11 protein-coding genes are annotated in these 12176 nt (G+C 68.4%); 7 read left to right on the plus strand and 4 right to left on the minus strand.

From position 1 onward, the window contains the following. Positions 1–28: 28 nt before the first annotated feature. Positions 29–1951 carry a sigma-54-dependent Fis family transcriptional regulator gene (locus AB4Z48_RS13190; RefSeq protein ID WP_441614510.1) on the minus strand — a complete coding sequence of 641 codons (1923 nt, stop codon included), beginning with the start codon at positions 1949–1951 and terminating at the stop codon, positions 29–31. Positions 1952–2178: 227 nt separating this feature from the next. Here AB4Z48_RS13190 and AB4Z48_RS13195 point away from each other — a divergent pair, with 227 nt between their 5' ends. After that, positions 2179–2586, plus strand: a complete 408-nt coding sequence (locus AB4Z48_RS13195; RefSeq protein ID WP_441614512.1) for a VOC family protein — start codon at positions 2179–2181, stop codon at positions 2584–2586. A 38-nt stretch (positions 2587–2624) separates the two neighbouring features. Here AB4Z48_RS13195 and AB4Z48_RS13200 read toward each other — a convergent pair whose 3' ends face one another. Continuing rightward, positions 2625–2879 carry a hypothetical protein gene (locus tag AB4Z48_RS13200; protein ID WP_441614514.1) on the minus strand — a complete coding sequence of 85 codons (255 nt, stop codon included), beginning with the start codon at positions 2877–2879 and terminating at the stop codon, positions 2625–2627. Positions 2880–3043: 164 nt separating this feature from the next. Here AB4Z48_RS13200 and AB4Z48_RS13205 point away from each other — a divergent pair, with 164 nt between their 5' ends. The 3 genes from AB4Z48_RS13205 (at position 3044) to AB4Z48_RS13215 (ending at position 7470) form a co-directional block, all read left to right on the plus strand. Beyond that, the gene (locus AB4Z48_RS13205; protein ID WP_441614516.1) at positions 3044–4012 is read left to right on the plus strand and encodes an alpha/beta hydrolase; all 969 of its coding nucleotides are present in this window, start codon (positions 3044–3046) and stop codon (positions 4010–4012) included. Between the two features lie 9 nt (positions 4013–4021). Beyond that, entirely contained in the window at positions 4022–6079 is a 2058-nt protein-coding gene (locus AB4Z48_RS13210) for a PBP1A family penicillin-binding protein (protein WP_441614518.1), read from the plus strand. A 122-nt stretch (positions 6080–6201) separates the two neighbouring features. Then, on the plus strand, positions 6202–7470 hold the full coding sequence (locus AB4Z48_RS13215; protein WP_441614520.1) for an arsenic transporter: 1269 nt from the start codon (positions 6202–6204) through the stop codon (positions 7468–7470). A 42-nt stretch (positions 7471–7512) separates the two neighbouring features. On the opposite strand, the gene AB4Z48_RS13220 is transcribed toward AB4Z48_RS13215, so the two are convergent. Together AB4Z48_RS13220 and AB4Z48_RS13225 are read right to left on the minus strand one after the other, a co-directional pair. Beyond that, complete coding sequence (locus AB4Z48_RS13220) at positions 7513–7809, minus strand: nicotinamide mononucleotide transporter (protein ID WP_441614522.1); 297 nt, start codon at positions 7807–7809, stop codon at positions 7513–7515. Between the two features lie 373 nt (positions 7810–8182). Then, positions 8183–9946 (minus strand): ATP-binding protein, encoded by a 1764-nt coding sequence (locus AB4Z48_RS13225; RefSeq protein ID WP_441614524.1) that lies wholly within the window; start codon positions 9944–9946, stop codon positions 8183–8185. Positions 9947–10277: 331 nt separating this feature from the next. On the opposite strand from AB4Z48_RS13225, the gene arsN2 reads away from it, so the two are divergent. The 3 genes from arsN2 (at position 10278) to AB4Z48_RS13240 (ending at position 12162) form a co-directional block, all read left to right on the plus strand. Continuing rightward, positions 10278–10706 (plus strand): arsenic resistance N-acetyltransferase ArsN2, encoded by a 429-nt coding sequence (arsN2, locus tag AB4Z48_RS13230; protein WP_441614526.1) that lies wholly within the window; start codon positions 10278–10280, stop codon positions 10704–10706. A 213-nt stretch (positions 10707–10919) separates the two neighbouring features. Continuing rightward, entirely contained in the window at positions 10920–11645 is a 726-nt protein-coding gene (gene folE / locus AB4Z48_RS13235) for a GTP cyclohydrolase I (protein ID WP_441614528.1), read from the plus strand. Positions 11646–11718: 73 nt separating this feature from the next. Continuing rightward, on the plus strand, positions 11719–12162 hold the full coding sequence (locus AB4Z48_RS13240; protein WP_441614530.1) for a BLUF domain-containing protein: 444 nt from the start codon (positions 11719–11721) through the stop codon (positions 12160–12162). The last annotated feature ends 14 nt before the right edge of the window (positions 12163–12176 follow it).

Genomic DNA, 12176 nt, shown 5'->3' on the forward strand with positions numbered 1-12176 from the left:
CGCCAGGAAGCGCGTCGGCCTCCGGCCTTCAGTCGCGCTTCTTCAATCGCCTGTAGATGGTATTCCTGGAAACGCCCAGTTCCCGCGCAGCCAGGCTGACATTGCCCGCATGCCGCGCCAGCGCCTGGCGGATCAGGCCCGCCTCGACATCCCGCAAGGGCTCGGGTGAATCGCACGCCGCCGCGGACGCGGCGCATGGCGCGGCTTCACGGGCAGGGCCGGGCGCAGCCAGTTCGTCGAAGAAATCCTCCGGCAGGTGCGCCACCCCGATCACGTCCTCGCCTTCGGCCATGATCGCCGCGGTGCGCAGCACATTGACCATCTGGCGCAGGTTGCCGGGCCAGGCATGCCGCTGGAAGCGTTCCAGCACTTCGGCAGACACGCGCAGCGCATGCGGGCCGCCGCCCTGCTCCGGCGGCGCGAGCTGCTGCGCCAGGATGCGCTCCACCAGCGCCGGCAGGTCGGTACGCTCGCGCAGGGCGGGCAGCGTGACGGCGAGTGCGTTGATGCGGTAGTACAGGTCTTCGCGGAAGGTGCCGGCGGCGATCATCGCGCGCAGGTCGCGGTGGGTGGCGCAGATGATGCGCAGGTCCACGGGAATCGCGCGCGTGGCGCCGAGCGGCGTCACGGCACGCTCCTGCAGCACGCGCATCAGGCGCACCTGCTGCGCCAGCGGCATGTCGCCGATCTCGTCGAGGAACAGGGTGCCGCCATGCGCCTGGACCAGCTTGCCGGGACTGCCGCGCCGCCGCGCGCCGGTGAAAGCGCCGTCTTCGTAGCCGAACAGTTCGGCCTCGATCAGCGACTCGGGGATCGAGGCGCAATTGACCGCTACGAAGGGTGCGTCGCCGCGCGCAGAGGCACAATGGATGGCGCGCGCCAGCCACTCCTTGCCGGTGCCGGTACGGCCGAGCACCAGGATCGGGATATCGCGCCCGCGCACCTTGTCCACCCGCTGCAGCACGGCTGCCATGCGGGCGTCGCCGGTGTCGAGGGCGGCCAGCGCGGAGGCCTGGCTGCACGGCGCGGCGGGCGCCGCGGCGGCAGCGGCACGGCGTGCGGGCATGAGCCGCGTCGTGCGCGCGAACACATGAACGCGACTCGGCAGCGTGAGCGTGAGCAACTGGTCGCTGGCCTCGCCGCCCTGCCTCAGCGCGGCGCCCAGCGGCATGCCGAACAGGTCGGCGAAACCCTGGCGGTCCAGCGTGTCGGGCGAAAGCCCCAGCTGGAACAGGCCGCTGCGGTTGGCGGCGAGAAAGGTACCGTCGGGCGCAAACGCGGCCATGCCTTCGAACAGCGTGCCGACGAATTCCGGGCGCGCATGAAAGCGCACCAGCACGCCATCGCTGAAATGCGTGGCGAACAGGTGGTTCTCGATCATCTGCGCCGACATGCGCACCAGCGCCAGGGTGTGCTTGTGAAAGCCGCGGTGATCGCCGCTGACATCGAGCGCGCCGAGGACCTGGCCGAACGGACCGGCGATCGGGGCGCACGAGCAGGTCAGCAGACGGTTGGCACGCAGGAAGTGCTCATCGGCATGGACCACCGTGGCGCGCGCCTCGGCCAGCGTGGTGCCGATCGCGTTGGTGCCCTTGCTGGACTCCGCCCACGACACGCCCGGCGCCAGCGCCACGCGCCGGGCCTGGTCGGCGAAATCGCCGTCGCCCAGGCTGTGCAGGATCACGCCGCCACTGTCGGTAAGCAGCACCATGCTTTCGGTGCCGGCGATCTGCGCGTGCAGGGTTTCCATCACCGGCAGCGCATGCCGGTAAAGCGCCTGGCTGGCGTCGACCAGTTCGTGCAGCGCGTGCTTTGGCAAGGGGTGGAAATCGGCCCCGTGGGCGACTTCGAGCCCGAAGGCGGCGGAACGCGCGTGCGCGCGGGCGATCAGGGAGCCGCGCTCCGGGTCGTCGGGCGACGCCGCGGCGTGGCGGGCAAGCGGGCTGCTCATGACGGCTGGTCTCCTGTTATGGATCCCGGTCGGTCCGGGTCAGGCCGTCTCTATGCGCGGATGTCGGGGCGGCATGGCGACCTTGCCGCGAAACCTTATCACAAGCAGGGCGCGCGGCGCGCGGGCATACGTCCGAAGTCGGGTGTAAAGTACATGCATTCCCGGCCCACCCCTTCCTTCATACCAGCGTCACCCCCTCCGGCATTTCCATTTCCGAAAGGTGCAAGATGAGCATCGTGATTGACCGCTTCGACCATATCGTCCTCAATGTGAAGGACGTCGAGACCAGCGCCGCGTGGTACGAAAGCGTGCTGGGCATGACGCGAGAGGATTTCGATTCGCGCACCGGCAAGCGGGTCTCGGTGCGCTTCGGGCAGCAGAAAATCAACCTGCGCCCGATCGGCACCGACACCGTGGCGTGGTTCACCGGCGTGCATCCCACCCCAGGCAGCGACGACCTCTGCTTCATCACGCGCAATTCGCTGGAGAGCGTGATCGCGCACTGGCTGGCGCACCGCGTGCCGATCGAGGCGGGGCCGGCTGCCCGCACCGGCGCGCTTGGCCCGATGACCTCGGTCTATTGCCGGGACCCGGATGGCAACCTGATCGAGGTGGCCGCCTACCCTGCGAACTGAGCGGCGCACCGAGCGGCGAACCGAGCGGCGGACGGCTTCTAGCGCTTGCCGTCGAGCAAATCGTTCAGCAGTTCGTCGAACGCCGCCTGGGCGTCTTCGAGTGCCTGCAGCGCCGCGTCGAAGGTCGTCAGCGCCATCTTGGACGGATTGCCCGAGCCCTGCGGCGCAAACTGCCCTTGCAGCGAGGTGAAGGCCACCTGCACCTGGCGGCTGGCGCTGACCACGCGCTCCATTGCCTGCGCTTCTTCCGCGCGTCTCTGGCCGGCCAGGGCCGGATCGTTTTGCTCGCTCATGTTGCTTTGGCTCCGTGCGCGGCCGCACGGGCCGCCGTTGATGTGGAGCGTATCGTACAAGAACTTGTAGCCGCCTGGCCCGGTCGAATGCCGTGGCCGCGGGAAATGCCCCCGGGGCTCCCCCGCTGCGCGCAGGCCGCGCCGGACATTTTTGCGAATCAAGCATGCCGTCATCCCTTTCCCGCAAGACGCTCGCCGTTGCCCTGTTCACGGCCGGCAGCTTTACCTGCTACTGGACCTATCTCACGCTGAACCAGGACAGACTGCTGTTCGACGCCCGCCGCCGCCCGCCGCGCGACCTGCCCGACGGGATCACCACCTATGCGCACGAGGTGCCCGGCGGCCTGCTGCACGGCTATGTCTATGGCGCCCCGGCGGCGCCCGACGGCTCGCCGGCGCTGCCCGAGGACGATGCCCCGCCGGTGCGTGACCTGCTCTTTTACCTGCCCGGGCGCGGGGAGGACGTGCTGCTCACCATGCAATACCTGGAATGGTTGCCACCGGGGGTAGGCTTTGCCACCATGGACTACCGGGGTGTGGGCGACTCGGACGGCACCCCGTCGGAAGCTTCCGCGGTGGCGGATGCGAGCCAGTTCCTGCTGCACGTGCGCCGCGTGTTCCCGGGCACGCGCGTGCACGTGGTCGGGCGCAGCCTCGGAACCGGCATCGCCATCCAGCTGGCGGACCTGCAGGACTTCGAAAGCCTGCAACTGATCACGCCCTACGATTCGCTGCTGGAAATCGTGCGCAAGCGCTTCCCGCTGGTGCCGCTGCGGCAACTGATGCGCCATCACTTCGATTCGATCTCGCACTGCAAGAAGGTGGTGCAGAGCACCAAGGTGCTGCTGGCGGAGACCGACGAGGTGGTACCGCATGAATGCTCGGAGCGCCTGATCGCAGCGTGGCCCATGCCGGTCGCGCAGGAAACCGTGCCGGGCACCGACCATTTCACCATCATCGAGCGACGCGAGACCTGGCGCGCGCTGGCCGGATTCGCGCAGCAGGTGGGCTCGCCGGAGATGCGTCCGGTGGCATCGCCACCCCCGGCGCAAGCAGCCGGCATGGGCGCGGCGGCCCCCGCCGACGAGCTTGTGCATCGCCTGTCGGCGGTGGCGGCCCTGGCCCCAAGGTAGAATGCGCGCATGAAACGAGTCGTAGCAAAGGCAGCCAGCGCCACTTTGGCGCTGGCTGCAGCCTCCATCCTGCTTGTCGGGTTCGCCGCTGTCGTGAGCCTGCGCCAACTCCCCGCCGTCGACGCCCTGCGCGATTACCGCCCGGACCTGCCGCTGCGCATCTTCACCGCCGACAACGTCCTGATCGGCGAATTCGGCAACGAGCACCGGGAATTCGTCCCGCTCGAACGCATGCCGCGCCAGATGTCCAATGCCCTGCTCGCGGCCGAGGACGACCAGTTCTACGAGCACGCCGGCGTGGACATCCCCGGCATCTTCCGTGCCGCCCTGGCCAATATCGGCGAGGGCTATGCGCAGGGCGCCTCCACCATCACCATGCAGGTGGCGCGCAATTTCTACCTGTCGCGCGAGAAGACGCTCTCGCGCAAGTGGTATGAAATCCTGCTGGCCTGGAAGATCGACCACTCGCTGTCGAAGGACCGCATCCTCGAGCTGTACATGAACCAGGTCTACCTGGGCGAGCACGCGTACGGCTTCGGCAGCGCCGCGCAGGCGTACTTCGGCAAGCCGCTGGATGCGCTCTCGCTGGCCGAATCGGCCATGCTGGCCGGCCTGCCCAAGGCGCCCTCGACCATGAATCCGGTGGTGAACTTCCAGCGCGCGAAGCTGCGCCAGCAATACGTGCTGGGACGCATGCAGGCGCTGGGCATGATCACGCACGAGCAATACCAGGCGGCCCGCAAGGAGACGCTGCAGGTGGCAGGCGGGCGCAACGGCCACTTCGACGGCCACGCCGAGTATGTCGCCGAGCTGGCGCGCCAGCTGGCCTACGAGCGCTTCGGCGAAGATGCCTACACGCGCGGGCTGAACGTCTACACCACGGTATCCTCGGTGCGGCAGAGCCTGGCCTACGAGGCCGTGCATGCCGGCCTCGACCAGTACGGCCGGCGCCATGGCGCCGCGCCGGGGCCGCAGGCCGCGCTGGTGTCGCTGGACAGCAAGAGCGGCGCCATCGAAGCCATGATCGGCGGCGCCGACTTCGGCACCAGCCGCTTCAACCATGCCACCCAGGCCGAGCGGCAACCCGGCTCGACCTTCAAGCCGTTCATCTATTCCGCCGCGCTCGAACGCGGCCTGTCCTCCAACACGATGATCAACGACGCGCCGCTCGATGCCTCGTCGCGCTGGCAGCCGGGCAACGACGACGGCCGCTTCCTGGGCGCCGTGAGCGTGCGCCAGGCGCTGGCCGAGTCGCGCAACCTGCCTGCCATCCGTACGCTGCAGGCCATCGGCATTCCCTATGCGGTGGACTACGCGGGCAAGTTCGGCTTCGCCGAGCAACGCCTGCCGCACTACCTGCCGATGGCGCTGGGCACCGGCACCACCACCCCGCTGCGGCTGGCCGCCGCATATGGCGTGTTCGCCAGCGAAGGCTACCGCACCGAGCCCTACCTGATCGAGCGCATCGCCGACGCCGAGGGCAACGTCCTGTTCACCGCGGCCAGCGAGCCGCAGCCGCGCCGCGTGATTCCGGAGCGCAATGCCTACGTCATGAACAACCTGCTGCGCAGCGTGGTGACCAGCGGCACCGGGGCCGGGCTGCAGCACTACCTGCGGCGCGCGGACGTGGCCGGCAAGACCGGCACCACCAACGACTCGGTGGACGGCTGGTTCGCCGGCTACGCATCGGGCATCGTCACCGTGGCCTGGATGGGCTTCGACGACAACCGCACGCTGGGCCGCCACGAATTCGGCGCGACCACGGCACTGCCGATCTGGGCCGCGTACATGGAGGGCCGCCTCGCGGGCCAGCCCGAGGAGGAATTCGCCGCGCCCGCGAACCTCGTGCGCAGCGGCGACGACTGGATCTATCCGGAATACGCCGACGGCGGCCACGGTATCGCCTCGCTGGGTTTCCCGGCGCCGGCGCCCGAGCAGGAGCCTGCCGCCAGCCCGGCACAGGATGGCCCGGCTGGCCCCGCGGCGCCGTCCGACCCGCTGCGCACTGCCGCGCCCGTGGCACCGCCATCGGCCATCGTGCCCCGCGCGCCACAGTCGAGCACCTGAGCGCCTGAGCACCCGGGCGCCTGAGTACCTGAACACCGCGGGCACCCGCAGCTGACGCCGCCGAATCCGCCGCGCCCTGGCGCGGCGCCACGACACCCACGACACGAACTGCCGCCCATACGATGCTGCCGACCAGCCTGTCTCCCTACAATGGCCTCCTGATCTGGGCGGTTGCGGCGGCCGCCACCGTCGGCGTCATCACGCGGCCGTTCCGCTTGCCCGAGGCCGTCTGGGCCGTGGCCGGCGCGCTGCTGCTGTGCATGACGGGGCTGCTGGCCCTGCCTGATGCGCTGGCCGCCGTGGCGCGCGGCTACGACGTCTACCTGTTTCTCGGCGGCATGATGCTGGCCGCCGAACTGGCCCGCAAGACCGGACTGTTCGACCACCTGGCGGCGGTGGCGGTGCGCCGGGCGAAGGGTTCGGCGCGGCGCCTGTTCGTGCTGGTCTATGGCATCGGCACGCTGGTCACGGTGTTCATGTCGAACGACGCCACCGCGGTGGTGCTCACGCCCGCCGTGCTGGCCGCGACACGCGCCGCCAGGGTCAGGCATCCGCTGCCCTACCTCTACATCTGCGCCTTTATCGCCAATGCCGCCAGCTTCGTGTTGCCGATCTCGAACCCGGCCAACCTGGTCGTCTTCGGCGAGCGCATGCCCACGTTGCTGGGCTGGCTGGCGCGCTTCGCGCTGCCTTCGGCGCTGGCGATCGCCGCCACCTTCGCCGCCCTGTACTGGACGCAGCGCCACGCGCTCGACGAGCGCATCGCGGCCGACGTGCCGGTGCCGCCGCTTTCGCCCGAGGCCCGGCTCACCGCCGCCGGGATCGTGGTGATGGGTGTGGTACTGCTGGCCGCCTCGCTGCTGGGCGCCGAACTCGGTTGGCCGACCTTCCTGGCCGGCCTGGCCACGCTGGTGCTGGTGTGCGCGCGCCGGCCGGGCCTGTGCCTGCCGGCGCTGCGCGAGATTTCGTGGGGCGTGCTGCCAATGGTGGCGGGCCTGTTCGTGCTGGTGGCGGGGCTCGAGCAGACCGGCGTCATCGGCCGGCTGGCATCGGAGATGCAGGCGCTCATCCGCCATGCGGCCACGACCGGGCTGTGGCTGCCCGGCGCCGTGGTGGCGCTGGCATCGAACGTAGTCAACAACTTGCCGGCCGGGCTCATTGCCTCGTCCGTGCTCGCGGCGGGACACGCCTCCACCGATCTCACCAGCGCCGTGCTGATCGGCATCGACCTGGGGCCCAACCTCTCGGTCACCGGCTCGCTGGCCACCTTGCTATGGCTGACCGCCTTGCGGCGCGAGGGCCACGAAGTGGGCGCGCTGCAGTTCCTGCGTCTCGGTGCCCTGGTGATGCCGGTGGCGCTGGCGCCCGCGATCGCCAGCCTGCTGTGGTGAGAAGCAGCGCCGCGTTCCGCGGCACTGCCCGGCAGCAAGTACTCAGGCCGGGTGCGCCTGCGTGTGCGCGCGTTCCTGCTCCCGATGAAACTTCGTGTGGCGATACAAGCCATAGATGCTGGTCGCGGTAAAGCCCAGCTGCTGGACGAACAGGCCATAGGTGCCGGTCACCAGCGCGAATACGCTCCATACCAGGTTGGAACAGAGATAGGCGATCCAGCCCCAGCGCGACGCCTTGTTATGCAAGGCAACCAGCAGGGAGCCGCTCATCGCCAGCGCGCAGCCGGACCATTCGAGGCCATTGAGCAGATTGGGAATGTACTGTTGCGCCAGATCCATCGCGCTTGTCTCCTGAATGATTTCAGATTTATTTTGTGTTCATCTTTTGCATACAATGCAGGCCGAAGCTTAGCCTGCCGGGGCGCGGCAGGGCAAGCGTTTTTGCTCGGGTTTTGCGCGATCGATGGAATACCCCAGGGCCTTGGCTGGATTATTTCGTCAGATAGATGACGATGGCGATGACCCCGAGCGCTGCCAGGGTGAGCATGAGGAAAACAAGCATCGGCAGCATGTGGTGTTGTCGTTCCATCCAGTATGGAGTGGCCGCAACGACACTGGCGTAGGGCGATGGCTGATTCGGGCCAGACGGCCTCCTACATGCCGCCGTTGCGCGCACACCAGCACGCATCCGGCCGCATCCGGCACGCACGCCTCAGCTGCGCGCCAGGACCTGCGCCAGGGCCTCCAGCGCCAGCGGCTTGGCCAGGTGGAAGTCGAACCCGGCCGCCGCGCCGCGTTCCCTGTCGGCCGTGGACGCGTAGCCGCTCAGCGCAACCAGGCGGGTGCCCGCGAAGGACGGCAGCTGGCGCAGGTGCCGGGCCAGTTCGAAGCCGTCGATGCCGGGCAGGCCAATGTCGATCAGCGCGACATCCGGCGTGAAGTCCGCGGCGATCTCCAGCGCGTCCTCGCCGCTGACGGCCAGCCTGACTTCGTGGCCGTCGAGTTCGAGCAACATGCCGAGCGCGCGCAGGCCCTCGGCATTGTCGTCGACCAGCAGGATGCGCATCGGGGCGAGCTTGCCGGTGGTCTGCGCGGCCACCTCGGCCAGTCCGGCGCACACCACCGGCAGGCGCGCCTGCACCTCGGTACCGAGACCCCTGCCATCACTGCGCACCGTGACCGTTCCGTTGTGCAACTCCACCATGCGCTTGACGATAGCCAGCCCCACGCCCAGGCCACCCCCATGCGCATTGGCCGCATACTGGCTGAACATGTCGAGCACATTGGGCAGGAAGGCGGGATCGATACCCACGCCGTTGTCCTTGACCGTGATCACCAGCACGTCGTACGGGCCGGCATCCTCGTCGTTCGCATCCGCTTCCCCCATCGGCGACGGCTCGACCTGCAGCGACAGGTCCATGGTGCCGCCGCGCGGCGTGTACTTGATCGCGTTGGACAGCAGGTTGGTCAACACCTGCGTGAGCCTTGCCGCGTCGGCATACACTGTCACCGGCGCGTCGGGCAGCGAGGTGGTCAGCACGTTGCCGTGCCATTCGATGTCCGACGCCACCGCGGCCAGGGCATCCGCCACGATGTCCTGCATATTGGCGTGGGTGCGCACGATCGGCACCTTGCCCTGCTTGATGCGCGAGGCATCGAGCAGATCGTCGGTCAGCCGCTTGAGCTGGCGCATCTGGCGCTCGGCGATATCGAGCATGCCCGAGGTGGACTGCTGCGCCGTCGCGAGCCGGCGGCTGACCTTGATCGCGCTGTCGATGGCGGCGATCGGGTTGCGCAGTTCGTGCCCGAGCATGGCGAGGAATTCATCCTTGCGCGTATCCGACAACTGCAGCGCCGCGCGCGCGGCCTTGGCCTGCGCCGCTTCGGCGATGGCTGCGTCCTTGCTGCGTGACATGTTGAGCACCGCGCCGGCGAAGCTGGCCAGGCTCTCGAGCAGGCGGCAGTCTTCCTCGTCGAACCAGCGTCCCGGCTCGTGCGTCGCGACCCAGATGGTGCCCCAGGGTCCGCCATCGCCGGGAACCGGCACGACCAGTTCTTCGACCGCCTCCGGCACGGTGGCCGGCAAGCAGGAAAAATGCCGTTGCGGATAGGCCAGCAATTGCGGGCTGCCCAGTTCCAGCGTCACGCCGGACGGGCTCGCGTCGCACGACACCACATGGCCGACCTGCGCGGCGCTGAGCCCCGCGGTAGCGATCCAGCGCAATGCCGGCGTGCCGTCGTTGCCGGGCTCCGGCAGGCAGATGCCGGCGCTGCCCGCGCCGCAAAGCTGTAGCGCGGAATCGGCCAGCGATTGCAGCAGCGCCAGGTCGGACGACACCAGCGCGCGCGCCAGGCGGCGCAGCGCCACGCACTCCGCTGCGTAGTCGGGCGAGCGGGCCGTCCGCTTGCCGAGTTCGTCGGTCTTCAGGATGCCCGCGCTGCGCGCGCGCATCAGCGAAGGGGATGGTGACGCCATGGCAAGTCGCTCCCGGGGACCGGAACAAGTTCCGTGGCAGGCACCGGCGCGCCGGGCGCGCGCGAAACATCCCGCCAGCAAGGAATGTTAGCGGATTTCGGGCCAGCCGGACCGCACCCGGCCCCGCGGGCCAGCGTCCCGTCATCAACACCGTCAACGCCATCGACGCCATCGCTATCGAGGGTCGGCAGCGATAGTTCGCAACAGCCGATCCGCCACGCAGAGGTGCGGAGAACGCGATACGCGAATCTACTTAAGAAGTTTCCCTAGGCACGATGGAAGCCGTCTGAACTTAAGATAGGGATAACAGCCCGAAGTACAGGAGGGCACGATGCGCCCGCACAATGCAACCGAAAAGGACCGCGAGGAAGTAGAAGATCTGCTGCGGGCTTGCGCCTTGCCGCTGGAGGGCGTCGCCTGTCATATCGGCAATTTCCTCGTGGTGCGCGACAACGCAGGCCTGCTTGGCTGCGCCGGCGTGGAGAACTATGGGCACGTCGCGGTACTTCGCTCCGTGGCGGTGGCCCAGCGCGCACGTTCGGCCGGGCTCGGCGAACTGCTGGTGGCCGCCATGCTGGCCGAGGCACGCACGCGCGGTGCCCAGTCAGTGGTGCTGCAGACCACCACCGCGGCCGCCTACTTCGCGCGGCTCGGCTTCGAGCAGGTCGAGCGCGCCTGCATGCCGCCCGAGCTGCAGGACGCGATTTCGCTGCGCGAGGCCGGTCCCGCGCCCGCCACCGTGATGCAGGCCGCGCTGTAGCCGGTCCTGCGCGGGCAGGCGCGGGGACACGCGCCTGCCTGTCTTCGCCCCGCCACCCCCTCCGCTGCCGTCTCTGTTGCGTGCAACGCACCCCGGCACGCAGATCGGCGTAGGATATCGTTCTGTCCGGACCGCAAGCCAGTCTGCGCGGCGGCCGCCACATGCCGGCAGGGCTTGCGCCAACCCTTTCTCCTCGATCACGAAACGCACGATATGGAATCCGATCACCACGCATCCCCTGCGCAACTCGACGAAGCGGCGGGCAGTGCGTCGTCCCGCATCCGGTCGCGCCTGCAGGCAGCGCATGAGCGTTTTCATGCCAACGACAATATTTCTGCCTACGTCCAGCCGGGCGAACTCGACGAACTGCTCGATGAAGTGCAGGCGCGCATGGAAGACGTGCTGCGCAGCCTGGTGATCGACATCGAGCGCGACCACAACACGCGCGAGACCGCGCGCCGCGTGGCCAAGATGTACCTGAAGGAGATCTTTGCGGGGCGCTATGTCAGCCCGCCCAATGTCACCGAGTTCCCCAACGCGGAGCGCATCAACGAACTGATGATCGTCGGCCCGCTGCGCGTGCGCAGCGCATGTTCGCACCACCTGTGCCCGATCATCGGCAAGCTGTGGGTAGGCGTGATGCCCAACCAGCATTCGAACCTGATCGGCTTGTCCAAGTACGCGCGCCTGGCCGAATGGATCATGTGCCGCCCGCAGATCCAGGAAGAGGCGGTGACCCAGGTAGCGGACCTGCTGCAGGAAAAGATGAGCCCGGACGGGCTGGCCATTGTCATGGAGGCCGAGCACTTCTGCATGCACTGGCGCGGCGTGCGTGATACCGACGCCAAGATGACCAACAGCGTGATGCGCGGCTCCTTCCTGAAGGACGACAGCCTGCGCCGCGAATTCCTGACCTTGCTCAACCGGCACCGGGAATAGGCGCGCACGGCGCCACACACAAACACACGCACGCACGCACGCACAAACACCGCAGATCCCCACTGGAGACAACATGCTCGTACGCCTGCTCTATGCCAGCCGCGCATGCAAGCCGGCCGATCCCGCGCTGGTCGACGACATCATCGCGACCAGCATCGCGAACAACCCGAGGCACGGCATCACGGGCGTGCTGTGCCATGGCAACGGCATCTTCATGCAGGCGCTCGAGGGCGGCCGTACCGAAGTCTCGCGCCTGTACCAGCAGATCGTCCGCGATGCGCGCCACGAAGACGTGGTGCTGCTGCACTATGAAGAAATCCTCGAGCGCGAATTCGCCGGCTGGGCAATGGGCCTGGTCAATACCGGCAAGGTCAACATGGCCACCATCCTGAAGTACTCGGCGCACGGCGAGCTCGATCCCTACCGCACCAGCGGGCTGGCCTCGCAGGCACTGCTCAAGGAACTGATCGCGGGCGCGTCGATCGTGGGGCGCACCCCGGAGCGGCATCGCGTCTGAGCGCAGCCCGCCGG

This window comes from Cupriavidus sp. 2TAF22 (genome assembly GCF_052115045.1).
Taxonomy (GTDB): Bacteria; Pseudomonadota; Gammaproteobacteria; order Burkholderiales; family Burkholderiaceae; genus Cupriavidus.